The sequence below is a fragment of the Streptomyces sp. P9-A2 genome, from assembly GCF_036634175.1.
In the GTDB taxonomy this organism is placed as follows: Bacteria; Actinomycetota; Actinomycetes; order Streptomycetales; family Streptomycetaceae; genus Streptomyces; species Streptomyces pratens.
The window spans coordinates 3,704,797-3,725,796 of record NZ_JAZIFX010000001.1; the positions used below are offsets into that span (position 1 = coordinate 3,704,797).

The window sequence follows — 21,000 nt, forward strand, 5'->3', positions numbered from 1 at the left end:
GCGGCCAGCGTCTTGGGACTGCTGCATGATCGGGTGACAGCGGGGTTTATGCAGCCAGGGCTGCGGGTGGGGTCATGATGGTCTCGTACTCGACAGGGGTCAATCGGGCCAGGCGTCTCTGGCGCCGGCGTCGGTGGTAGGTGCGCTCGATCCAGGTGACGATCACGATCCGCAGCTCCTGGCGGGTGGCCCAGGTACGGCGGTCGAGGACGTTCTTCTGCAGCAGCGCGAAGAAGCTCTCCATTGCCGCGTTGTCGCCGGCCGCACCGACCCGGCCCATGGAGCCGATCATGTCGTGACGTCCGAGAACGGACACGAACTTCCGTGAGCGGAATTGCGACCCGCGATCGGAATGAACAGTGCATCCGGCGACCTGGCCGCGACGGGCCACCGCGGATTCAAGGGCTGTCACCGCGAGGCTGGACTTCATCCGGGCGTCGATGGAATAGCCCACGATACGGCCGGAGTACACGTCCTTGACCGCGCACAGGTACAGCTTTCCCTCGCCGGTTGCGTGCTCGGTGATGTCCGTCAGCCACAACCGGTTCGGCTCGTCCGCGGTGAAGTCCCGCCGCACCAGGTCGTCGTGGACCGGCGGCCCGGCCTTGGCGTTCTTCCCGCGGCCCTTGCGCTTGCCGAAGGCACTCCACCAGCCGTTGTCCCTGCAGATCCGCCAGGCGGTCCGCTCAGCCATCGGCTCACCGGCGGCGCGGGCCTCGTCGAGGAGGAAGCGGTGACCGAACTCGGGATCGTCGCGATGCGCGTCGAACAGGGCGTTGGCCCGGTGTGCCTCGGCGAGCTCCGAACCGGTGACCGGTGAGGCCAGCCACCGGTAGTAGGGCTGGCGGGCCAGCCCGAGCACCCGGCACGTCACCGCCACCGGCACCCGGTGAGGGGCAGTGGCGGCGGCCAGCTCGCGGACGAGCGGGTACATCATTTTGACGGCAGGTTCGCCTGCGACAGATACGCCGCAGCCCTCCGCAGAACCTCGTTCTCCTCCTCCAGCAGGCGGATGCGCTTGCGGGCCTCGCGCAGCTCGGCCGACTCACCCGACGCTGCCGCGGGCTTGGCGCCCTCGTCGGTGTCGGCACGGCGCAGCCACTTCGAGAGCGTAATCGGGTGGACGCCGAAGTCGGTGGCGATCTGTTCCAGTGTGACGCCGGGCTCACGGTTGCGCGCGACCCGCACGACGGCCTCGCGGAACTCCTTCGGATACGGCTTGGGCACTGCAACATCCTTCCAGGCCGCCTCTCAGCAAGCCAGGTCAGGTGTCACTCATCCGTGCAGCAGTCCCGTGCCACGGTTGGTTGGCTCGACTACAACTCGCATAGGCCGGTCAGGACTCTCCCGATGAGCATCGGGGTGGCTTGCCAACCGCCGATGCCTGGCTCACCAAGAGCGCTGCTGGGACAAGCGGGAACCTCTGCCCAGACGGCCTTCCCAGAGTGTGGCTGTGTGGGGAAGTAGCCCCAGCGGTTGGCCATGGCCTGGATGAGGACGAGTCCGCGGCCCCCGGTGGGGCTGGCGTCGCCGGCGCGAGGTGCCGGCGGTCGCGGGTCGGGGTCGCTGACCGCGAGGATGATGCCGCCGTCGGTGGGCCAGAGCTTGAGAGCGATCGTGCCGAGGCCGGCGTATTCGGTGGCCGTTTCAGACGGCTCCGTGGGCTGGGCGTGCCGGATGGCGTTGGTGGCCAGTTCCGAGATGAGGAGTCGGGCAACCTCGATGCCCTCAGCGGGGAAGCGCCAGCGCTGGAGGATGTCGACGGTGTGGCCGCGGGCCCAGGCGACGGCGTTGGGGGTGGCAGCGAGGGTAAGTTCGCTGATGGACGGGGGGACCTGGTTCATGCGGGTGGCTCCCTCGGCGGCATGGCCGGGCGGGTGCGGGGCGCTGTGGCGTAGGAGAAGGCCCGCGAGTCCGGGGCGGCTAGCGGCGGGGCGTCCCGGACTCGCGGGCTGCTTGGAGGGCTACTTCGTGGCGACGACGTAGACGCTGCCCCAGCGGCGCTTCGGGTTCGCCATGGCGGGGTCGAACGTCCAGGGCTCGACGGTGGTGAAGCCGGCCTCGGTGAAGAGCTGGACGAGCTTCTCGTGGTCGTAGGCCCACAGGTGCGGGGTGTACGTGGGGTCGTCGTCCTGGTCGCGGAAGACAAGGTTGACGAGGTCGAGCCGCGTGTTGATGTCGCCGCGGCAGTCGCGCTTGGCGTACCAGCGCTCGATCGTCTCGTCGGTGGCTTCCAGGGGGCGGGGGTATTGGCTCAGAGCGAAGGCGGCATCGGGTACGCCGGTGATGATCCGACCGCCCTCCGCGAGGACGCGGTGCGCCTCGCGGACGTAGTACTTGGCCGAGCGCGGGTAGTCGATGTGCTCCAGGAAGTGCTCGGAGAAGATTTCGTCGGTGCTGTCGTCATGGAGGGGGATGCCCTCGCGGATGTCCCAGAGGAGGTCGGCCGGCGGGACGAGGTCGATGTTGAAGAAGCCGTCGATGCGGTGCGCTCCGCCGCCGATCTGGACCTTGGCAGGCTTGTCGTCGATCCGACCGTTGGGCCAGGCGCGCCGGTTGGCGTGGTGGTAGCGGTGGAGTTCGATCTCCTTGGCGGCAGCCCGGAGGATGCGGGAGAGGCCATGGGTGGTGGCGGGGTCGGCAAGGACGGCGTCGATCTGCTCGCCGAGGAGGTCGACAGAAGGCATGCCGGAGGGACTCATCATGGGTCTCCTGCGTGTGAGGTTGCTCGGGGCGGGGTAGGGGCCGCGGATGGCGGCGGCGATGATCAGACGACGCTGGGCGCGGGGGCGGTCCACTGGTTGTTGCGCATCAGGGTGTACTTGATGTCCACCAGCCGCGGGGCGATGGTCAGCGAGAGTTCCTCGGCCGGGTGGAGGTGGCCGGCATCGTCCTGCTCGGCGCGCCAGACGCGGTAGTCGAGGTTGGGATAGGCCGGGTTGATGCCGATCTCGCCCTTGGGCATCGTGCCGTTGAACGGGGCGACGATGTCCATGTGGTTCCAGTAGTTCCAGGCTTGCAGTGCCTTGTGCTGGTCGAAGTAGAAGTAGAAGTCGGGGTAGCGGCCGAAGGTGCGTAGTTCCCGGTGGATGAGGTGGCCGAGGAGCGGTCCGAGCTGGGTGGCCAGGGAGTCGAACTCCCAGCGCTTGTGGTGCCAGGCTTCGGGGGTGTCGCCGGGTGCGAAGAGGCGAGCGGCGGCGAGGTAGCTGATCCGATCGACCAGGTACTCACTCGCGTGGGTGGTGTCGATGGTCGGGTCGACCCGGTGGATGAGCGCGGCCAGATGCTTCGGGCGAGGCCGGAACCTCGCGAGGTCGAACTTGCCGGCCATGGCGGGGAAGGAAGCGAACAGCATCTCCTTGTAGAGCCAGTTGTTCAGTTCTCCGAGCTCGGCCAGGCGCCGGGTGTGGTGGGAAGTCGAGTGGAGCATCAGGTACTCGGCGACCGCTTCGAAGTACAGGTAGCCGAGGATCGGCAAGCGGGGGATCGTCTCGTCGAGCAACTTGAGGAACGGCTCGGCGTCGACACGGGAGCCCTGATAGGCGACGGCGGCAGCGGTGGCGAGGAACGCGGCCGAGTTCTTGACCCGGCTGACGACGGTCTCGCGCAGCTGGTGCCGTTCGTTCTTGCTCAGCAGGTATTCGAGGTGGCTGTAGATCTGCAGGTGGATGAGGCCCAGCCGCAGGTAGTCCACGCCGGCGAGCCCGCGGTACGCCTGCGGCGGGGTGTCGATCTCGAAGATCAGCGGAGTGGGGATGCGGTCGGTCACGCCGAGCTTGGCCAGGAAGGCCGGCGCTTCCTTGGTCAGGACGTACGAGCCCAGATTGTGCATGCGGAAGCCCTGATCGGTCGCGGTGAGCGGCGCGCAGTAGATGCTTCCGACGAGGCAGCCACCCGACGGATAGAGCACTCCCTGCCGGCTGATCTCCTCCAAGGCGTGGGTGACGTGCAGCAGGTGCAACTTGCCGCTGCCGCTCAGAGCCTCGAAGAGGGCGTTCTGCCGGAGCAGGTGGCCGTTCGGGGTCTCCTCGGCGAGCCGTCTGTCCCAGCTCGCGGCCGGGGCGGCGAGGGGATCGGTGTGGTCGGTAGGGCTGGGGATGAGGGTGGAGTCGAAGAAGGCGTGGGCATCGGCCCACAGGTGGTAGGCGTCGAGGAAGTCCACGTCACACCAGGCCCTTCTCAGCCAACGCGTAGAAAACGGCCTCGGGGCTGCTGGCACCGGCGAGGTGGGCCTTCTCGGAGATCAGCACGAGGTCGAAGGCGAGGCTTCGCACCTGGTCGAAAGCGAGCTCACGGATGTACTGGGCATCCGGCCACCACTTCAGCTTCGGCAGGCGGTAGCGGTCCAGGGCGTCGGCGGCCTTGACCACGTCGGTGATGCGCTCCGCCCGTGTGTGGTCGGTTCTGTCGTCCGCGGTGAACGCCTCGTACGGGATGTCGTGGAGGCGAATGGCGGTGGCGGCCTGCACGATCCGGCGTGGTGTGGCGGTGAGGCCGAAGTGGCCCCAGACGGTGTCGGCGTTCGCGGCGAGCCAGATGGCCGCACGGGCGCCGTGTCCGCGGTCGTCCTTGTCGTGACGTCGCTGGCAGTCGTGCACGGCGGCGGCGACGATCGTCGTGGCGGTGTCGGCGTCGTCCAGGCCGTTGGCCTCCGCGAGGACGGCGGCGAGCGCCGCCGTCCTCATGGCGTGCCGGACGCCGTGGAGCGACGTGTACAGGCGGGGGTCGGCCAACCACAGGGTGGGCAGCCCGCTCCGGGTGAGGAGCCCCTGCGACGGCGGGCGCAGGGCCGGTCGCGTCGCCTGCGGGAGGTCGGGCCTGTTGTCGCTGATCCACGCGATGGTGGCCTGGTCCATGTGCTGGTGGAGCGGCAGCTGCCCTTGGGCAGCCAGGTCGATCAGACTTGCGGTCAACGGGGTCGTGCTCATTTGTGCCCACCCCTTGGTGGTCTCCGCGGTGATGTCCCTACCGGATGGGCGCGGCCTGCTGCTCGCGCTCCTTGCGCTCCTTCTCGCCAGCCTCGAAGGCGGCGGTGAAGTCGGCCAGCTCCTGCTCCGTCATCAAGGTCACTCCCAGCGCCGTGGCGACGTCCGTGATCTTGGCTTCCGCCTCGTCGCGGGCCGCCTCAGAGGCGTCGTCCTCCAGCAGGACCTCGAACTCGGCGTGGTAGCCCCACGCCTCACTCCACTTGACCGCGATCTCGACGTCGTCGAAGCGGAAGTTGTGACGGAAGTTGAACGCCTCGTGCATCGCCGTCTCGAACCCCAGGGCGTTGAACACCTTCACCGCGGCGGGAACGTCGGCGGGCGCGATGGCGAACTCGGTCTCCGCGAAGGCCGCACCCTGCCCGATCTTGCTCCCCTTGAGAGTGATCTTGGCGGTGCCGGTGGCGGTGTTGTCGGTGACCTTCAGGAGCTGGTCGGGGAACACGTAGAAGTAGATGTGCTTGTCGTCGGGACCCAGGTCCTCCCCGTCCGCCATCAGGCGGGTGACAAGCTGATCGTGGGCTTCCTTGGTAAAGCGGGCGCGCATCTCGATCTCGACGGCCACGGGGTGCTGTCTCCTCGGTTCAGGCATGGCGAAGCCAGCCGGACCCTTGCCGTAGGGGGCCTGTCCGGTCGGGCGATCGCTGTGAGGTTGGTGGTCAGGCGTGGGGTAATGCGGCCGAGCCGGTGCCGGCCGCATCACCCGAGGTGGATCTGTGGCGTCAGCCGAGGTCGCCGAAGCGGTCCTGGACGACACCGGCGTGCAGGTAGGTCGGCAGCTGAACGCCTCCGACCGACGTGCGGTTGGTGGCGACCTGCTCTTCCGTCTCGCTGGGGAAGCCCTCCAGGAGACGCAGGCACTGCTGCACCCATTCGCGCGACTTGAACCAGTCGCCCAGGTCGCGGTGGCGTGCCGCCAGGGCGTACGCGGTCTCGGTGGCCGCCCACCGGTCGGTCACCAGCTCACGCTGGAAGAGCGACTCCAGTTCGTCGGCGGAGGCCAGGCGGGTTTGGTTGGTCATGCTGCCCTCTCAGATCAGACGGTCGTGCCCCAGTGATGATCAACGCCCCGGCGTCCGCGCAGTGACGCCATGACCCGCTGTCAGTAGGTGTAGATCTCGGCCAGCGTCTTGTAGTCCTGCAGCTCGTCCTTGTCGAACCACAGCTCCACCTCCTGCTTGGCCTCCTCCGCGTTGCCGGATGCGTGCACGAGGTTCGCGACTGCCTTGCCCGAGGAAATGCTGGCTGTCGCGCTGTAATGCGAGAGATCGCCTCGCACCGTGCCGGCAGGAGCCTGGTTCGGGTACGTGCTGCCGACGATCTTGCGGACGGTGGCAATGGCGTCGAAGCCTTCCAGCACCAGAGCGATAACGGGTCCCTGCTGCATGAAGGTCGACGTGACGTTGTAGACCTCCGAACCCAGCCGTTCCTCAAGGTCGAAGTAGTGCCGACGGGTGAACTCCTCGTCCATCCACTTCATTTTGGTGCCAACGATCTTCAGCGCGGCGTCCTCGAACCGCGTGATGATCCTTCCTGCCAAGCCACGCGCCAGCGCATCGGGCTTGAGCAGGACGAGCGTGCGCTCGACAGTGTGTGCCTGAACCTCGGCCATTGACTCCCTTTCGCCTTTCTAGCAAACGAACATGACGGTCGATCAGCCGTCATCTGCTGAGGTTACCGGCGTTGGCAGGGCGGTTCGGGCGTGCGGGCAATGCCCCGGACGGGCGAAAGTCGGCATTCGTGCCGCCGACCAGCCGGCCGAGAGGCCAGATTCAGCCAACTTCACTGTTCTTCTTATCCGCTGGGCATACGCACCTAGAATCTCCTGGTGGTTGTCTGGCTCTCTGGCGCCTGTTACGCGCCTCCCAGGGACTGAGCCTTCGGCGGGTGATTCCGTGGCCCCTGGTGACTCCAAATTCTTCCGGGGCTTCTCCTGCGCGACCATGAAGCGCCAGTGCAGTAGGAGTGCACTTTTAGCGCGCGGGTTCCTGCACTGGAGCAGCGACGAGAGGGCAGTTCTGTGGACGTGATCGAGCGCTGGAGCGGCCGCTACGCTTGTCTGCTGCAGTCCGCGCTACGCCTCGGCAACGAACAGTTCGCCGCTCACCTGGGCATCGCCGTGAGGACCGTGGCCACCTGGCACTCCGACGCTGCTGTCGTGCCTCGCAGAGAAATGCAGCAGCTCCTCGACACGGCCCACGAACAGGCCCCCGCAGCTGCGCGTCAGCGCTTCGCGCTCCTGCTGGCGAAGGAGCAGGCTCCGGCGGACTCGACACCGCCTGGCGCGCAGGCACTGCGCGTGGCCATCGCGGTGGTCGTCCGCGATAGCGACGTGCTGCTGGTGTGCCGGCGCGACGACGACGCTGCGGGGATTACCTGGCAGTTCCCGGCCGGGGTCATCAAGCCGGGAGGCAAGGCAGAGACCACCACCGTGCGGGAGACCCTGGATGAGACGGGTGTCCACTGCGCGGTCCGCCAGCACCTCGGGAACCGGCTCCACCCCGTGACCGGTGTGCTGTGCGAGTACTTCCTGTGCGAGTACCTGGCCGGCGAGGCCATCAACAGCGACGCAGCCGAGAACATCCACGTCATGTGGGTCCCCAGAAACGCGGTGCCCCGCTTCATCCCCGTCGTTACGATCTTCCCACCCGTCCTGGCCGTCCTGGAGGAGCAGACGTGACGCAGCAGAACACGGACGAGCGGCCGGGCATCGCAGCTGCCATCGTCGTGAACGAGAGGCGCGTGCTGATGGTGCGCCGCCGGGTTAGCGAGGGACAGCTCTCCTGGCAGTTCCCAGCAGGTGAGGTCGAGCCCGGCGAGGCCCGCGAGGACGCCGCCGTGCGGGAGACCCAGGAGGAGACCGGCCTGGACGTGGCCGCCATCAAGCTGCTCGGCGAGCGGGTCCACCCGAAGACGGGCCGACTGATGTCGTACACGGCCTGCGAGGTGGTAGGTGGCACCGCCTATGTCGCGGACGCCGAGGAGCTGGCCGAGCTCGCATGGATCGCCCATGGCGAGATTCCGCAGTACGTGCCGTACGGGCTGTTCGAGCCCGTACAGGACTACCTCGACGCCGCCTTACTGCCCTGAGCGGCCCAGCACCAGACCATGGGAACAGGGGGGACATGAACCGCCCCGGGTTTGATGGAGACATCGAAGACCCGGAAGGATCCCGAGCATGGCTGCTCCCATCGAAACCAGCTAACCGACTCTCCACCAAACTCGGGGCTTGACAGCAGGAGGCGGACCGTGACGAGTGGGGATCGGCCTGGGTGGACACCGGCCTCGTCTTCACCCAGGAGGACGGCTCCTGGCTACACCCCGGCAAGGTCACTGATCTCTTCGAACGACTCGTCGCCGCCTCCGGTCTCCCACCGATCCGGCTGCACGACCTCCGCCACGGTGCGGCCACGCTCATGCTCGCCGCCGGCATCGACGTCAAGATCGTGTCGGACACCCTCGGGCACAGCGACACCCGGATCACGCGGGACATCTACCAGAGTGTCCTGCCCCACGTCGGCAAGAGCGCCGCCGAGGCCACCGCCAAGCTGGTCCCGCTCCAGCGGAAGGCGGAAGCGGAGGAAGCCGCCCGCCAGGCGGAGAAGGCCCGGAAGAAGGCCAAACGCGCCGAGAAGACCCCGGCCGAGGGCAGGAAGAAGGCCCGACGGAAGAAGCCCAGGAAGTAGGGCCGAGTCCTCCTCCGCTCACTCATCGCTCACGCAAGCCACCCCGCGGCACCCGGGCCGTGTGACGTGTCACGCCCCGAGTAACACAAAAGGCCAGGTCACGGGCTATGTGACCTGGCCTTTTCCGGAGCCCCCTGTCGGATTCGAACCGACGACCTACGCATTACAAGGTCTTTAACGCTCTCGCGGTGACCAGCGACAGAACCACCATAGGCCGGTTGACCTGCGGATTTGGCATCCCGCTAGATCCCAAGTAATCCCGGCTCATCCTGTTCTCACGTGTACGGAATGTGTACGAGAACGGGGCGGCCCCGGGCGGTGTCCTACCACCGACCACGGGGCCTACGGCCGGACCCTTCCAAAGCAAGGAACCCGACCATGCAGCACAACGTACAGCCCTTGTGCGGCGCCCGCCGTCCCGGCTGGGAGCGTCCCGGCCCCGGACGTCGTCGCCTCCCCTGCATACTCCCCGCCGGCCACAACGGCGACCACCGCGACGCCTTCGCCCAGACCTGGGACGGCCCTTCCCCCGCATCCGGTGATGCGGACCTGATGCGCGTTGATGCGCCGCAGGTCAACGGTCCGCGCGTCCACACGGTCCGGCTGCTCGACGCCCCCGGCGCCACCCTCACGGTCACCTGCCCCGACTGGTGCGTGTCCGACCACGCCGACGAGAAGACCCACGGGACGTTCGCGCCCGACTTCACCCACCACGGGGAGGAACTGGCCCTCCCCTCCCCCACCGACGGCGAGCCCACGCTGTCCGCCCGGATCTCGCACGCCCCGTTCAGCAGCATCCAGCGCGAGCCCGTCATGGGCGTCTGGCCGGCCAACGGAGACATGGGCCCGGACCAGGTCCACGAGTTCGCCGACCGGCTGCGCGCCTACGCGGACGCCCTCGACTGCATGAGCGTCGACCTGGACGACGCCCGACTGAACGCACGCGACACCCACGAGGGGGACCGGTGAACGCTCGTCCACTGAACATCGTCACCGAGTGCCCGAAGTGGTGCACCGAGGACCACAGCGTCCAGGCCGGGGAGGACCGCGAGCACCACGCCGGCGCGGAGCGGGAACTCCGTCTCCCTGACGGCCGCCTGGTCCTCGAGGCGTCCCTGACGCTGGAGCCGGGTGCGTCCGCGCCCCAGCTCGTCGTCAGCGGCTCCATCGAGTCGTTCGTCGACGACGTGCAGCTGCTCGGCGCGGCTGAGGCGAAGAGGTTCGACGAGGCGCTGCAGCGGTTCTCTTCGCACGTGAGCCGGATGACGGCCACGGTCCGTGCCGAACAGCCGCGGCCGCCGAGGGGGCGGCCGAGTAAGAAGCGGCGGACGCTGCCCGCGAGCATGCAGCACGCCGGACCGGAGACGCGCCTGTACCTCGCGGAGCGGGACGGCCGGCACTGCTTCTACTGTCGAGCCCCGTTCGACAGCCTGAAGCAGGCGACGACGGACCACTACGTCCCCCGGTCGGTGTGGGCGTGCAACCTGCCCGCGAACCTCGTGCTCGCCTGCGAGCCGTGCAACCGGGCGAAGGACAACCGGTTGCCGTGGCCGCTGGTCTGGTTGCTGCTCACCCAGCACCACCAGGCGCCGGCGCTCGCGGCCTGACACGAGGGAGGGAGGCCCGGCAGGGGAGGGGGAGACGGCGTTCCAGGCCGTTTCCCCGCTTCCTTGCCGGGCCTCCCTCGCATCCCCGCCCCGGTCTTCCCCCAGCTCATCCCGGGGGAAGCCGGTCGGGGAGGCCCGCGGGGAGAACTCCCCGCCTCCCTCACTGCTCCGTGCGGCACGCCTCCCGCAGCGTCCGCACCAGCGCCCGGCCCGTCCCGCACCCGCGGACGTCGTCCACGCACTGCTTACACATCTGCGTGTGCTCCAGCAGCGCCCGGTACGCCAGTCCCGCCGGCCCTTCCCGGTAGGTGCCTGCCGCCGCAGAGTTCGGTGAGCGAGACGACCGCCGACTCGCCGCGTTCACGGCTGGTCCGCGAACGGCACCAGGCCGTGGACGCCGCGGCACGGGGCGCAGGCGAAGTGCGTGATGCCAGACCCCGAGCCCTGCTCGATGACGTCGATGAGCCGGATGCCGTCGGTGTTGCCCTGGTGCCAGTGGCACCAGCCGAACGCCGTAGGAACGGTCTCTTCCTCGGTGGTCTCGGTCTGCGTAGGCTCTGCCATGTCGTCGCTCCCTCGTAGCGGTGGCCATACCCCCGGGCCCGTCACGGCCGCGGGGGCTTCTTCGTGCTGGTCGGACCGTACCGCTACAGTCCACTACAGGGCACCCCATACGGCCACATGGCGCCACCTACGGGTGCCCGTCGCGGGGTGTCGCCCTACGTTCCGGAGCATGAGCGAGGACCCGTTCGTCTACGTCTACGTGCGCGTTGCCAACGAGGTGGAAGTCGAGATCCGGGCCGGCCGCCTGCCGCACGGTGCGCGCCTGCCGAACGAGCGGGACATGGGCGCGCAGTACGGCGTAGCCCCGGGCACCGCCCGGCGGGCCGTCCAGGAACTGCGGGAGCGCGGACTGGTCGTCACGCTGCCCAACAAGGGCACGTTCGTCGTCGCACCCAGTGAGTGAGGCAGCGAGCAGGCGCGGCCCCGCCGTATGACCACCTCTAGCAGCGCGACATGACCACCTCACTGCCTCACTGAACGGCCGTTCCCGCAGGTCAACGCCAGTGACCCAAGTCAGTGAGGTGACCAGTGGAAAGTCACTGCCCACGCACGCCCTCACTGGTTTCGCCCCGGCCCCCTGGTTTCGGGTCGACCCGAAACCGGTTTCGCCCCCGATGTCGGGGGTGACCTGCGAAGTTTCGGGTTTCGGGGGTCGTCGCAGCACCCCCTCTACCCCCTCTACAGCGCAGGCCAGAGGGCACTACCCACCCCGCTACCGGGGTAGAGGGGCCGCTCTACCGGGCGGCAGCAGGAAGGGGGGCCCGTAGACCCCCCCTTTGTTTTACTGAGCACGCACGCGCGCTGCTGACAGCGCCGGGCCCCCGACGATTCAGTCTGAAGACTGAGACTCCCTATCCCCCGGGGGCCCGACGCAGGATCAGCCGGCCGTCAGGTCGACGGTGGCGAGCGCTCCGGGCCGCTTGAACGCGACACCGATCCGCGCCTCAGCGCGGAACTTCACCTGGTTCTTCTCGAAGAGTGGGCCTCCCTGGACAGCCACGTCGGAGGCTTCGGCGGAAGGCGCCGGAACGCCGGCGTCGGGGCCACCTTGCGGCCGCCGGAGTCCCGTCCTTCACCCCTACCGGTCAGCAACTTCAGCGCTGCAGGCTGTGCGGTGCGCGCCATGCCTACCCCCTGACCTGCGGATTCACTGGTGACGCTGCGTCATTTCCCCAGTTTCGATTTCACAATTCTGAGCGTGTATGTGCCGAGCTGACAGCGCCGGGCCCCCAGACGATCGCTCCGCAGATCTGACCTCCCCTACCCCCGGGGGGGCAGGGGAGGCCGCGGTCAGGCCGTCAGGTCGACGGTGGCGAGCGCCCCGGGCCGCTTGAACGCGACACCGATGCGCGCCTCAGCGCGGAACTTCACCAGGTTCTTCTCGAACAGGGCTCCGGCCTCGGACCAGTCCATCTTCACGCCCTGCCGGGTGAGCAGGGTGACGGTGGACCAGTCGCCGACGAGCCCGGTCCCGGCTTCCATACCGGCGTCCAGGACGACGGGCACGCTCCACAGCTGGAGCGGCGCGCGGCCGGACGGTGTGCCGGACAGTTCGGGTTGGTCCTGCTCGTTGCGCAGTAGCTCGATGGTCTCCCAGTCGTTCGGGTTGAAGACCCACGCGGTCGGCTTCTCTCCGGCGAGCTGCAGCGTGGTGAGCACCTTCCGCGTCGTGATGAGCGGGTTGGTGACGTAGGCCTGCGAGCGGACGCCGGTGGTGCCGAGCAGTCCGGCGACCGCGGTGCCGTCCTCGGCGGTGCCGCCGTTGAGGATGACCGAGTGCGCCTCGAGCTGGAGGCCGGCGGTCATCTCGGAGCGGAGGAAGTCCTGGAGGGCGGGCATGTCCGCAAGCCACTGCTTGGGGATCTCCTCGGAGAGGTGGGCCAGGGTCATGACCCCCCCGGGGACCCTCTCCAGGGAGTAGGGGGAGGTGGGCTTTTGGGCCCCCCGGGGGACGGTGGCCGCGTTGTGGGTGCGGGCCGTCTGCCGCATGTAGGTGAAGGCGTCGCCCCCGGTCATCTCCTGACTGCTGATGACCTGGGCGAGCCCGTTGGAGGCGTAGGGCAGAACGACGGTGCCGATGTCGACGGGCAGCATGACGGAGCCGGAGGTGGGGAGCAGCGCCTTCTGTCCGTGGGTCATGCCGCGCTGGGTGATGGCGTCGGTGAAGGCGCGGGCCAGGCCGTCGGGCTGTTCGGCCTTCATCTGTCCTGCGTCCCGCTTCCCGGCGTGCTTGGCAGCCAGTTCCTGCGCATCGTCCGCGGCCTTCACCCTCGCCGCAACATCGTCGGTCTCGGTCTTCAGCTCGTTGATGCGGGTCATCTCGGCCTCGGTGAAGTCCCGGTTCTCTTCCTTCGCCTTGGCGACGATGTCCGCCGCTTCCTTCAGCAGTGCCTGGAGCTTCTCGCGCAGCGTCATGATGGTCCGTTCTGGCCGCGGCGTGCGGCCTCGGTGTGGAGTGCTGGTTGTCTCCACCACGGGGCGGCGTTGAGGGCTTCGCGGCGGCCGGCGGAAGCCTGGCAGCGGCGGCCTCACACGACTTCGCGTCGTGGGGCTGGGCCCCCTGACGGCGGTCTACGCGGGCGCCTCGCAGGCGATGGCGGACCGGCCCGTCAGGGGCTCGTGATCAGTCTCGCACGCCCTGATGGGCGGCTTCAATGAGCGCGGCCAACTGCTCGCGGGCGGACGGCTGGACGTGCCCACCGGCGGTGGCCTTGTCGCCGATGCGGACCATGTCGGCGACGGTGCCGCACAGGGAGATCAGCAGCCGGGCGGCCTCGCCGAACGTGACGGTGGCGAGCATGGCTTGCGCCCCGTTGGGGTTGTCGGCCCAGGCGAGGGCGAGGCCTGCGGCGTCGGCGCGGCCCTGGAGCAACTCGGCTTCCTGCTCGGGGGTCATGTCGTTCACGGGGTGCCTCCGGGGTGCAGGGGGATGGGGAGCATCTCGGGGCGGCCGGCCTCACCGCTGCCGTCCGCCGGGAACCAACAGGTGGCGTCCCACTGGTCGACGGTGTCCGCGGGGAGGCTGGCCCAGTCGTCGGGGTCGCCCTCCCAGTGCTCGGTGCGGTCGGTGTTCGTGGCGACGACGGAACGGCCGTCGTCGTTGATGAACCGCAGGGGCACGCGGCGCCCGCTGCTCGGTGTGCTGTCGTCCATGGGTGGGTCCTCTCGTGTCAGGCGACGTTGGCGAGGTGCTGGGTTCGGATGGCCCAGACGAGTTCGCAGGACGGGTCGGGGCAGCGGACGAGTTCGACAGGCGTTCCGCTGACGGTGGCGGTGCCGACGGTGCGGACGTTCCGCGGGCGGCGGCAGCTGGGGCAGTGCACGGCGCGAGCCTTGGTGGTGGGCATGGGCGACTCCTACGCGGCGTCTCGGGCTCGGTTGAGCGGGTCGAAGCAGGAGGGGCAGGTGGTCTCTCCGTTGGCGGCGTGCAGGGGGTCGAGCGGGTCACCGCACACCGTGCAACGCGCCCCACCGTTGGTCACGGTGGGTGACTGGGATTCCGAAGGTGACCCCGAAGGTGACGAAGGTGACGAAGGTTCTGAGCTCGGTTTCGCTGCCATCTTCGTCACCTTCGAGTCACCTTCGGATTCGTCGGTCACGCTGAGTACCCAGACCCAGCCCTTCCCGAAGCCCGACTTCTGGGACGTCACGCCGACCTTGGAGCGCGCGCGCTGGATGGTGTGCTTCGCGAAGCCGTCCTTCTCCGCGGCCTTGATGACGTCACCAGCGGACGCCTCCCCGCCGTTGTCCATGAGGTAGTCGACGAGCCAGGCTCCGGCCTCATCGCGCTCGCCGCGGTCTGTGTCCTGCCCCTGCGCGAGGATCTCGGAGACGCTGCGGGCCGACTGGCCGGTGAACTCGAACCGGCCCACGGACGCGATGCCCTTCTTCGTGGGGACCTCGGTCGTTTCGATGTTGTACGAGAGCGACGGGAGGTCGGAGCGGCCAAGGCTGTTCTTGGACTGGCTCATCACCCGACAGTCGTTGTCGTCGTCACGGGCGAACCCGAACACGGCCCGGGGGACGTTCTTGAACGCGCCAGATCCCGTGATGAGTGCGGACGGGTCGGTGCCGGCGCCCTTGCCGAAGTGGGCGATGCCGAGCAGTACGGCCCCGGTGCGGTCGGCCATGCTGGCGAGCGGGTCCAGGGCGGTGCGCACGTCCCGTTCACGGTGGGTGTCGATGCCCTTGCCGATGCACGACATGAGCGGGTCGAGGACGACCAGGGCGACGTCATGCTCCGCGATGGCCTTCTCCATCAGGCTGTTGTCCTGCGGCAGGCTCAACGTCGTCTCGCCGTACTCGGCTTCGACCGCTTCGACGCGGTACACGAGGTCGAGGTCCGCGCCGGCCCCGATGAGCCGGGGCACGATGGTCTGCTTCCACGAGTCCTCGATGGCCACGTAGAAGACGGCGCGCGGGCGGCCGTGGAAGTTGCCGGGCAAGGCCCCGCGGGTGATCTGCGCGGCCATCCACATGCCGAACGACGACTTGCCGGTGCCCTCGCGTCCAGCGGCGACGGACAGGGCGCCGGCGGGGATGCGGCCCTCGCCCTCGTCGAGCCACGCCCACACCACAGGCTCCGGCTCGATGTCCGAGGCGCGGGTGATCCGCAGGGTTCGGGCAGGCTGCGGCTCGTCCAGCGTGATCCCCGCATTGCGCAAGATCTCCTCGGCCTGGTCGTGCTCGTTCAAAGGGTGCCTCCGGCCGATCGGTAGGCGGAGGCGATCGTCGTGCGCGCCTCCGCCTCAGTGAGTCCTGCATGGGTGGCCGCGTCGACCAGAGCACCGGCGACCGCGCGCACGTCGAGCTGCGCTTTACTGGCCTGCTCGAACGCGCGGCAGGCCGCCCAGTACAGGCAGCTGTTGCGGTTGCCCTGACGGGCGTTGAGGACGGAGCGCACCAGGCCGACGAGGGCGCCGCCGCCCTCGCGGGGCGGGGCGCCGGCGGGCCGCGGTACGGGCGGTGCGGCCGGTGCTTGTATGGCGGTGAGTAGCCAGGCGGGGGCGGGCACGGGCGGCTGCTCGGGGTCGACGAGTTCGTAAATCACGCCGGTGGCGTGGACGGAGCCGGGGCCGATGACGTACCCGCGCGGGCCGCGCACGTCCCCATCGAACTTGCCGCGCAGTGCACCGAGCCCGTTGCCGAGCTGGAGACTGCCGGGCGACCAGTAGTAGTCGTGGTGCCCCTTTGCCGTGGTGACGCGCATCGTCGGCGTGTGCCGGTAGCCGAAGGCGCCGGCGGCGTCCTCGAGGGCTCCCGGCCGGTCGCTGTCGACGACCAGGAGTCGGGCGCCGTCCGGGCCGTCGACTCCGCCGATGGCCACGCCGACGTTGCGCAGCTGCTCGCCGAAGGTGCGGCGCACCTGGTCCTCGTCGAGGGTGTGCGCGCGGGTGAAGGGCACGCACGGGTGCTTGCCCCGGTCCGTGCAGACGGCGGGGTCGTGGCCCTGCCCGATGCCCGCGCACCGCTCAAGGCCGGGGTGGTCGGTGGAGAAGACGGCGAAGCCGTGGCGGACGAGCCACAGGGCGCCGTCGAGCGGGGTCACCGGGTCTCCTCGGTGGGCTTCAGCCAGTAGCCGCCGCCGGGGGCGGTGGTGCAGTGGGAGGTGCGGTGCCCGTAGAACGGCTCGTCGCCGGATCCGCCGCCGTGGGTGTGCGACCGCCGGCAGAACGGGCACCTGCGGATGACGAGCAGCCACACGTGTCCGCCGCCGATGGTGCGGGTCCTCTTGGGGCGGCACAGTGCGACGGGGTCCGGTACGGTGTCGGAAGACCCGGTCATCAGCTGGTCTTCCTCGTTCGCCCCCGTTGCTGCGGGGGCGTTCGTCTTTTCGGTCGTCATGCCGCGGCCCCGCACTCCCGCGCCGTCAGCCACGCGTCGACGTCCGCGCGCCGGTAGCGGACGCGAGCGGTGCGCCCGTCCCCGAGCTTGGTGTAGCGGGGGCCCACCCCCGACCAACGCCAGTTCGCCAGCGTCCGGGTGCTCACCCCCAGTTCCTCTGCCAGCTGTCGCGGCGACAGCCTCACTTCCGCCATGCAAGCCCACCCCTTAGATGCACGACGCATCATCATGATGCGTGAACGATCAAGAGTGACGATACATGTGTAACGCGAGACATCCAAGGGGTTGCGTTCACATCATTTTGATGCGACGGTTTCTTTCGTGGCAGACGAACGAACAACATCGCTCGGCCCGACCGGGGAGCAGGTGCGCGCCAACGTGCAGCGACTCCGCGAGTCCGCCGGCCTGACGAAGAAGCAGCTCTCTGACCGCGTCGGCGAACTCGGACGTACCATCCCGCCCCTGGGTATCTCCAGGATCGAGATGGGCACGCGCCGGGTCGACGCCGACGACTTGGTGGCCTTGGCCGTCGCGCTGAACGCCCACCCCGCGGCGCTGCTGCTCCCGGAAAGCGTGCGCACCGGCGTAACCGCCGAGGTCACCGCCATGGGGGAGACCACCTCTCGCCGCGCCTGGGAGTGGGCACACGGCATGCGGCCTCCGTTGCCCAGCGGAGACGACAGGGGCAAGGCGTGGATGGAGTGGCGCCTACGCTCGCTGCCCGACGGGTGGCGGCCGATGTCGCCGGAGGACTACGCCGCGTGGGACATGGAGCAGGCCAAGGCCGACTACGAGCACCTGGTCAAGCAGCTCACCCCGAAGGACGGTCCGGAAGAGCCCAGGCAGGAAGGAGGGACAGATGGCTAGGGTCTGGATTGAAGACCGCGCGAACCACGCCGACTACCGCGAAGCGCTGGAGCGCTGGCAGGAGGCAAAGCGCGAAGGGTCAAAGCGACAGCAGCCGGGCCGCTGGCGGGTCCGCTGGTACGGCCCGGACGGGAAGCCGAAGGCGAAGACGTTCGGGAAGCTCCCCCAGGCCGAGGCGGAGAAGGCTGCGATCACGGCCCGTCTGGACAAGGGCTCGTACCGGGACCCGAAGTCAGGCAAGGCCGCGGTGAAGGTCGTCGCCGAAGAGTGGTTCGCGTCGAAGCGGAAGATCGGCCGGACCACGAAGCGGGACTACCGGGACCTGCTCGACAACTACGTGATCCCGAAGTGGGGCGACTGGCAGGTGGCCGCCGTCCAGTGGGAGGACGTCGACGCCTGGGTGACCGCCCTGGAGACGAAGCCGGGGAAGTCCGGCCGGCCGATCGGTCCGGCCCGCATCATCAAGGCGTACCGGGTGCTGGCCATGGTCATGAAGCACGCGGTGTTCTCGAAGCGCGTCTCTGTGAGCCCGTGCCACGACCACGAGTTGCCCCGGCCGGACGATGAGGACGAGCACGTCTACCTCACCTTCGAGCAGCTGGAGCAGCTGGCCGACGCGGCCGACGAATACCGGCTGCTGCTGCTCACCCTCGGGTACTGCGGCATCCGGTGGGCTGAGGCGTCCGCGGTGAAGGTCGGCCGGCTGTCCGTTGCTCAACGGCGCATCCGGGTCGTGCAGAACTACACCGACGTGTCCGGCGTCCTGGCCCTGGGCCCGGTGAAGAACCACGAGAAGCGCTCAGTGCCCGTCCCCCGGTCGTTCGCCGACGAGCTGGGCACCCTCACCCGCGGGCGGAAGGCTGACGCGCTGCTGTTCACCGCGCCGGAGGGCGGCCCGCTCAGGTACGCCAACTTCCGCTCGAGGGTGTTTGACCCGGCGGTGAAGGCGGCGGGCCTCGAGGGCCTGGGCGTCACCCCGCACAAGCTGAGGCACACCGCGGCTTCGCTCGCCATCGCGGCCGGCGCGGACGTGAAGGTCGTGCAGACGATGCTGGGGCACAAGGACGCGGCCATGACGCTGAACGTCTACGGCCACTTGTTCCCGGACCGGCTGGACGAGGTGGCGGACCGGTTGGACGCCGGGCGAGCGCTCGCACTGTCCAAGCTGCGTGCGCCGGTCGCGGGGAAGGCGTAGCCGAGATCATGTGTACAGAATGCGTACTGCCCGCCCGGGGACCTCCCCGAACGGGCAGTGACTAAACGGCCTATGACCTGCCGTTTCACCTGAGAGCCCCCTGTCGGATTCGAACCGACGACCTACGCATTACAAGTGCGTTGCTCTGGCCATCTGAGCTAAGGAGGCACCGCGTACGCGCGGAGCGCGCGAGGGCGGGTCCACTGTACACAGAGCCGGTTTCGCGGGGCCACGCGCTTTGGGGCCTGTCCGGCGGATCACGCCGGAGACGCGAGGGCCGGCACACCCTCCCCCAAGCTCTTCGAGCAGGGGGGACCCCCAGCCGCGTTGCCGTCGGTCACCGACTCCCCCAAGCTCGGCTGCTCCCCCACGCTCGGCTGCGCTCGAGCGGGAGGAACCCCCATGCGCGGGAGGGACCCCCATCGCGTCGACGCCCTCCTCCGCCTTGCAGCTGAACGCTCCCCCAAGCTCTCGGCTCCTCCCCCAAGCTCTCGGCTCCTCCCCCAAGCTCTCGGCTCCTCCCCCAAGCTCTCGGCTCCTCCCCCAAGCTCTCGGCTCCGCTCGAACAGGGGGGACCCCCATGAACAGGGAGGGCCCCCGCGACCCCGCTCACCCCAGCTGGACGGATACCGCCGATTGCCTCCGAATTGATCCGCCGGACGGACCCCAGAGGGCGCCCCCTCCGCTCAGCCCAGTTCGTACGCGAAGGTGTACGGCACCTTCGTCTCCCCGTGCCGGTAGGTGAACCCGCCGGTGCCGCGCAGCCCGGCCAGTTCCCCGGTGCCCGAGCCCTCGACGACCTCGAAGGAGCAGTGCACGGTCCCGTCGGGGTCGAAGCGCCCGCGCTCCTCGACGGCGAAGGTGCCCTCGCGCCCGTCGACCCGGCCGCGGACGAGTTCCATGCCCGCGAAGGAGCCGGTCGTGCCGGTCAGGTAGGAGATGGCGTAGTCGCAGGTCGTGGACTCGGCCTCGATGCCGCCGGTGAAGGCGTTGGTGACGGTGGCGTGGGCGAGCCGGGGGTGGGCGTCCTGCGGGCCCACGGGGACCTCCTTCCAGTCGGCGAAGGTGAAGTGGCCGGTGGTGCGGGTGGCGGGCATGGGTGTTCCCCTTCGGTCGTGTCCGGTCGCGTCCGGTCGTGCTGCCGGCGAGGGAGGTCCGCGCCGGCCCGGCACGACCATCCTGGGAGCCGTACCTGACATCTCCTGTCAGGTACGGCCGGGGCGGGCAGAATGCGTTCCGTGCGTGCCGACCGGCTTCTCTCCCTGCTCCTGCTGCTGCAGAACCGCGGTCTGATGACCGCCCCCGAGCTCGCGGCGGAGCTGGAGGTCTCGGTGCGCACCGTGTACCGGGACGTCGAGGCGCTCGGCGCGTCCGGGGTGCCGGTCCGCGCCGCGCGCGGACCGGAGGGCGGCTACCGCCTGATGGACGGGTACCGCACCCGGCTGACCGGGCTGACGGACGCGGAGGCCGGTTCGCTGTTCCTGGCCGGGCTGCCGGGACCGGCCCGGGACCTCGGCCTGGGTGCCGTGCTGGCGAGTGCCCAGTTGAAGGTGGAGGCCGCGCTGCCGGGTGAACTCGCGGATCAGGCACGGCGGGTGCGTGAGCGGTTCCACCTGGACGCGCCCGCCTGGTTCCGTGACGCGGACCCGGTGCCGCACCTGGAACGGATCTCCGGGGCGGTGTGGGAACGGCGGGTGCTGTGGACCCACTACCGGCGCTGGCGGGGCGAGGTGCACCGGGAGGTGCGCCCCCTGGGGCTCGTGCTGAAGGGCGGCATCTGGTACCTCGTGGCGCTGTCCGAGGACGTCGTGCGCACTTATCGGGTGTCGCGTTTCCAGGAGGTGGAGGAGACGGGTGACCTGTTCGCCCGTCCCGCCGGGTTCGATCTCGCCGCGTACTGGGCGGAGTCCTCCCGGCGGATGGAGGCGGCGCTGCGGCAGGGCACCGCCCGGCTGCGGCTTTCGCCCCGCGGGCAGAAGCTGCTGCCGATGCAGTTCGGGGCGGCGGGCGTAAGGGCGCTGCGGGACGCGGGGCCGCCGGACGGTGAGGGCTGGGTCGAGGTGGAGCTGTCCGTCGAGTCGGAGGCGATCGCCATCGGCGATCTGCTCCGGCTCGGCACCGAGGCGGAGGCGCTCGGACCGCCGGGACTGCGGCAGGCGGTCGCGGGGGCCGTGACGGTCCTCGCCGAGCGCTACGCGGCCGGAGACGGTACGGGACGGTGAGGGGCGGCGAGGTGCTGCGAGGGGCTGCGA

Annotated in this window: 27 protein-coding genes, 1 tRNA gene and 1 pseudogene; 9 read left to right on the forward strand and 20 right to left on the reverse strand. The window is 69.3% G+C overall.

Annotated elements, in window-relative coordinates; genetic code table 11:
- Window positions 1-46: 46 nt before the first annotated feature.
- The 8 genes from V4Y04_RS16700 to V4Y04_RS16735 form a co-directional block, all read right to left on the reverse strand.
- Window positions 47-1,227 (reverse strand): IS3 family transposase gene (locus V4Y04_RS16700; protein ID WP_332428869.1). Its coding sequence is split into 2 segments (ribosomal slippage): window positions 47-940 and window positions 943-1,227, totalling 1,179 coding nucleotides; the frame shifts between segments, so codons are not numbered across the junction.
- A gap of 89 nt (window positions 1,228-1,316) precedes the next feature.
- A complete protein-coding gene (locus V4Y04_RS16705; protein WP_332428870.1) occupies window positions 1,317-1,844 on the reverse strand; it encodes an ATP-binding protein in 528 nt (175 codons plus the stop codon).
- A 120-nt stretch (window positions 1,845-1,964) separates the two neighbouring features.
- The gene (locus tag V4Y04_RS16710) at window positions 1,965-2,702 is read right to left on the reverse strand and encodes a class I SAM-dependent methyltransferase (RefSeq protein ID WP_332432876.1); all 738 of its coding nucleotides are present in this window, start codon (window positions 2,700-2,702) and stop codon (window positions 1,965-1,967) included.
- A 65-nt stretch (window positions 2,703-2,767) separates the two neighbouring features.
- Window positions 2,768-4,162, reverse strand: coding sequence for a hypothetical protein (locus V4Y04_RS16715; RefSeq protein WP_332428871.1), 1,395 nt, complete (start codon window positions 4,160-4,162; stop codon window positions 2,768-2,770).
- Between the two features lies 1 nt (window position 4,163).
- The gene (locus V4Y04_RS16720) at window positions 4,164-4,928 is read right to left on the reverse strand and encodes a hypothetical protein (RefSeq protein ID WP_332428873.1); all 765 of its coding nucleotides are present in this window, start codon (window positions 4,926-4,928) and stop codon (window positions 4,164-4,166) included.
- Window positions 4,929-4,965: 37 nt separating this feature from the next.
- Window positions 4,966-5,550: a CYTH domain-containing protein gene (locus V4Y04_RS16725; RefSeq protein WP_332428875.1), complete on the reverse strand. Its 585-nt coding sequence runs from the start codon at window positions 5,548-5,550 to the stop codon at window positions 4,966-4,968.
- Window positions 5,551-5,707: 157 nt separating this feature from the next.
- A complete protein-coding gene (locus V4Y04_RS16730; RefSeq protein WP_332428877.1) occupies window positions 5,708-6,007 on the reverse strand; it encodes a hypothetical protein in 300 nt (99 codons plus the stop codon).
- 80 nt (window positions 6,008-6,087) lie between these two features.
- Window positions 6,088-6,597 carry a nucleoside-diphosphate kinase gene (locus V4Y04_RS16735; RefSeq protein ID WP_332428879.1) on the reverse strand — a complete coding sequence of 170 codons (510 nt, stop codon included), beginning with the start codon at window positions 6,595-6,597 and terminating at the stop codon, window positions 6,088-6,090.
- Window positions 6,598-7,005: 408 nt separating this feature from the next.
- Between V4Y04_RS16735 and V4Y04_RS16740 the strand changes: the two genes are divergently transcribed.
- The 5 genes and pseudogenes from V4Y04_RS16740 to V4Y04_RS16760 all read left to right on the forward strand — a co-directional run bounded on the left by V4Y04_RS16740 (window position 7,006) and on the right by V4Y04_RS16760 (window position 10,278).
- Complete coding sequence (locus tag V4Y04_RS16740; RefSeq protein WP_332428880.1) at window positions 7,006-7,665, forward strand: NUDIX hydrolase; 660 nt, start codon at window positions 7,006-7,008, stop codon at window positions 7,663-7,665.
- A complete protein-coding gene (locus V4Y04_RS16745; RefSeq protein ID WP_332428882.1) occupies window positions 7,662-8,075 on the forward strand; it encodes an NUDIX hydrolase in 414 nt (137 codons plus the stop codon). The genes V4Y04_RS16740 and V4Y04_RS16745 overlap by 4 nt, the downstream gene beginning before the upstream one ends.
- Before the next feature lie 143 nt (window positions 8,076-8,218).
- Window positions 8,219-8,671 (forward strand): annotated as a pseudogene (locus V4Y04_RS16750) (tyrosine-type recombinase/integrase); the annotation flags it as partial.
- 378 nt (window positions 8,672-9,049) lie between these two features.
- Window positions 9,050-9,640, forward strand: a complete 591-nt coding sequence (locus V4Y04_RS16755; RefSeq protein WP_332428884.1) for a DUF6907 domain-containing protein — start codon at window positions 9,050-9,052, stop codon at window positions 9,638-9,640.
- Entirely contained in the window at window positions 9,637-10,278 is a 642-nt protein-coding gene (locus tag V4Y04_RS16760) for an HNH endonuclease (protein WP_332428885.1), read from the forward strand. Before V4Y04_RS16755 ends, V4Y04_RS16760 begins: the two co-directional genes overlap by 4 nt.
- Window positions 10,279-10,638: 360 nt before the next feature.
- Here the strand turns inward: V4Y04_RS16760 and V4Y04_RS16765 are convergent, their stop codons facing one another.
- On the reverse strand, window positions 10,639-10,842 hold the full coding sequence (locus V4Y04_RS16765; protein ID WP_332428887.1) for a hypothetical protein: 204 nt from the start codon (window positions 10,840-10,842) through the stop codon (window positions 10,639-10,641).
- Between the two features lie 169 nt (window positions 10,843-11,011).
- On the opposite strand from V4Y04_RS16765, the gene V4Y04_RS16770 reads away from it, so the two are divergent.
- Window positions 11,012-11,245, forward strand: a complete 234-nt coding sequence (locus tag V4Y04_RS16770) for a winged helix-turn-helix domain-containing protein (protein WP_332428889.1) — start codon at window positions 11,012-11,014, stop codon at window positions 11,243-11,245.
- Between the two features lie 474 nt (window positions 11,246-11,719).
- Here the strand turns inward: V4Y04_RS16770 and V4Y04_RS16775 are convergent, their stop codons facing one another.
- The 9 genes from V4Y04_RS16775 to V4Y04_RS16815 form a co-directional block, all read right to left on the reverse strand.
- Entirely contained in the window at window positions 11,720-11,842 is a 123-nt protein-coding gene (locus V4Y04_RS16775; RefSeq protein ID WP_332428891.1) for a hypothetical protein, read from the reverse strand.
- 290 nt (window positions 11,843-12,132) lie between these two features.
- Window positions 12,133-13,257: a phage major capsid protein gene (locus V4Y04_RS16780; protein ID WP_332428893.1), complete on the reverse strand. Its 1,125-nt coding sequence runs from the start codon at window positions 13,255-13,257 to the stop codon at window positions 12,133-12,135.
- Between the two features lie 208 nt (window positions 13,258-13,465).
- Window positions 13,466-13,747, reverse strand: coding sequence for a hypothetical protein (locus V4Y04_RS16785; protein ID WP_332428895.1), 282 nt, complete (start codon window positions 13,745-13,747; stop codon window positions 13,466-13,468).
- Window positions 13,744-13,995, reverse strand: a complete 252-nt coding sequence (locus V4Y04_RS16790; protein WP_332428897.1) for a hypothetical protein — start codon at window positions 13,993-13,995, stop codon at window positions 13,744-13,746. Before V4Y04_RS16790 ends, V4Y04_RS16785 begins: the two co-directional genes overlap by 4 nt.
- Before the next feature lie 17 nt (window positions 13,996-14,012).
- Window positions 14,013-14,189, reverse strand: a complete 177-nt coding sequence (locus V4Y04_RS16795) for a hypothetical protein (RefSeq protein WP_332428898.1) — start codon at window positions 14,187-14,189, stop codon at window positions 14,013-14,015.
- A 9-nt stretch (window positions 14,190-14,198) separates the two neighbouring features.
- Window positions 14,199-15,536, reverse strand: coding sequence for an AAA family ATPase (locus V4Y04_RS16800; RefSeq protein ID WP_332428900.1), 1,338 nt, complete (start codon window positions 15,534-15,536; stop codon window positions 14,199-14,201).
- Window positions 15,533-16,390: a bifunctional DNA primase/polymerase gene (locus V4Y04_RS16805; protein WP_332428902.1), complete on the reverse strand. Its 858-nt coding sequence runs from the start codon at window positions 16,388-16,390 to the stop codon at window positions 15,533-15,535. The genes V4Y04_RS16800 and V4Y04_RS16805 overlap by 4 nt, the downstream gene beginning before the upstream one ends.
- Window positions 16,387-16,686 carry a hypothetical protein gene (locus V4Y04_RS16810; RefSeq protein WP_332428904.1) on the reverse strand — a complete coding sequence of 100 codons (300 nt, stop codon included), beginning with the start codon at window positions 16,684-16,686 and terminating at the stop codon, window positions 16,387-16,389. Before V4Y04_RS16810 ends, V4Y04_RS16805 begins: the two co-directional genes overlap by 4 nt.
- Window positions 16,683-16,880 (reverse strand): helix-turn-helix transcriptional regulator, encoded by a 198-nt coding sequence (locus tag V4Y04_RS16815; protein WP_332428905.1) that lies wholly within the window; start codon window positions 16,878-16,880, stop codon window positions 16,683-16,685. Before V4Y04_RS16815 ends, V4Y04_RS16810 begins: the two co-directional genes overlap by 4 nt.
- Before the next feature lie 127 nt (window positions 16,881-17,007).
- Here V4Y04_RS16815 and V4Y04_RS16820 point away from each other — a divergent pair, with 127 nt between their 5' ends.
- The gene (locus tag V4Y04_RS16820) at window positions 17,008-17,553 is read left to right on the forward strand and encodes a helix-turn-helix domain-containing protein (RefSeq protein ID WP_332428906.1); all 546 of its coding nucleotides are present in this window, start codon (window positions 17,008-17,010) and stop codon (window positions 17,551-17,553) included.
- Window positions 17,546-18,748 carry a tyrosine-type recombinase/integrase gene (locus tag V4Y04_RS16825; RefSeq protein WP_332428907.1) on the forward strand — a complete coding sequence of 401 codons (1,203 nt, stop codon included), beginning with the start codon at window positions 17,546-17,548 and terminating at the stop codon, window positions 18,746-18,748. The genes V4Y04_RS16820 and V4Y04_RS16825 overlap by 8 nt, the downstream gene beginning before the upstream one ends.
- 94 nt (window positions 18,749-18,842) lie before the next feature.
- Here V4Y04_RS16825 and V4Y04_RS16830 read toward each other — a convergent pair.
- Window positions 18,843-18,916: transfer RNA gene (locus V4Y04_RS16830), tRNA-Thr, on the reverse strand.
- Window positions 18,917-19,434: 518 nt separating this feature from the next.
- Complete coding sequence (locus tag V4Y04_RS16835; RefSeq protein WP_332428908.1) at window positions 19,435-19,845, reverse strand: DUF3224 domain-containing protein; 411 nt, start codon at window positions 19,843-19,845, stop codon at window positions 19,435-19,437.
- A 132-nt stretch (window positions 19,846-19,977) separates the two neighbouring features.
- On the opposite strand from V4Y04_RS16835, the gene V4Y04_RS16840 reads away from it, so the two are divergent.
- On the forward strand, window positions 19,978-20,970 hold the full coding sequence (locus V4Y04_RS16840) for a helix-turn-helix transcriptional regulator (protein ID WP_332428909.1): 993 nt from the start codon (window positions 19,978-19,980) through the stop codon (window positions 20,968-20,970).
- Window positions 20,971-21,000 lie beyond the last annotated feature (30 nt).

What these genes read in the sequence shown, in the direction of transcription:
- V4Y04_RS16795 (WP_332428898.1), bottom strand. Translation starts at nt 14,189, where the DNA reads ATGCCCACCACCAAGGCTCGCGCCGTGCACTGCCCCAGCTGCCGCCGC.
- V4Y04_RS16720 (WP_332428873.1), bottom strand. Translation starts at nt 4,928, where the DNA reads ATGAGCACGACCCCGTTGACCGCAAGTCTGATCGACCTGGCTGCCCAA.
- V4Y04_RS16730 (WP_332428877.1), bottom strand. Translation starts at nt 6,007, where the DNA reads ATGACCAACCAAACCCGCCTGGCCTCCGCCGACGAACTGGAGTCGCTC.
- V4Y04_RS16710 (WP_332432876.1), bottom strand. Translation starts at nt 2,702, where the DNA reads ATGAGTCCCTCCGGCATGCCTTCTGTCGACCTCCTCGGCGAGCAGATC.
- V4Y04_RS16825 (WP_332428907.1), top strand. Translation starts at nt 17,546, where the DNA reads ATGGCTAGGGTCTGGATTGAAGACCGCGCGAACCACGCCGACTACCGC.
- V4Y04_RS16840 (WP_332428909.1), top strand. Translation starts at nt 19,978, where the DNA reads ATGCGTTCCGTGCGTGCCGACCGGCTTCTCTCCCTGCTCCTGCTGCTG.
- V4Y04_RS16810 (WP_332428904.1), bottom strand. Translation starts at nt 16,686, where the DNA reads ATGACGACCGAAAAGACGAACGCCCCCGCAGCAACGGGGGCGAACGAG.
- V4Y04_RS16735 (WP_332428879.1), bottom strand. Translation starts at nt 6,597, where the DNA reads ATGGCCGAGGTTCAGGCACACACTGTCGAGCGCACGCTCGTCCTGCTC.
- V4Y04_RS16780 (WP_332428893.1), bottom strand. Translation starts at nt 13,257, where the DNA reads ATGACGCTGCGCGAGAAGCTCCAGGCACTGCTGAAGGAAGCGGCGGAC.
- V4Y04_RS16770 (WP_332428889.1), top strand. Translation starts at nt 11,012, where the DNA reads ATGAGCGAGGACCCGTTCGTCTACGTCTACGTGCGCGTTGCCAACGAG.
- V4Y04_RS16790 (WP_332428897.1), bottom strand. Translation starts at nt 13,995, where the DNA reads ATGGACGACAGCACACCGAGCAGCGGGCGCCGCGTGCCCCTGCGGTTC.
- V4Y04_RS16705 (WP_332428870.1), bottom strand. Translation starts at nt 1,844, where the DNA reads ATGAACCAGGTCCCCCCGTCCATCAGCGAACTTACCCTCGCTGCCACC.
- V4Y04_RS16755 (WP_332428884.1), top strand. Translation starts at nt 9,050, where the DNA reads ATGCAGCACAACGTACAGCCCTTGTGCGGCGCCCGCCGTCCCGGCTGG.
- V4Y04_RS16815 (WP_332428905.1), bottom strand. Translation starts at nt 16,880, where the DNA reads ATGGCGGAAGTGAGGCTGTCGCCGCGACAGCTGGCAGAGGAACTGGGG.
- V4Y04_RS16835 (WP_332428908.1), bottom strand. Translation starts at nt 19,845, where the DNA reads ATGCCCGCCACCCGCACCACCGGCCACTTCACCTTCGCCGACTGGAAG.
- V4Y04_RS16765 (WP_332428887.1), bottom strand. Translation starts at nt 10,842, where the DNA reads ATGGCAGAGCCTACGCAGACCGAGACCACCGAGGAAGAGACCGTTCCT.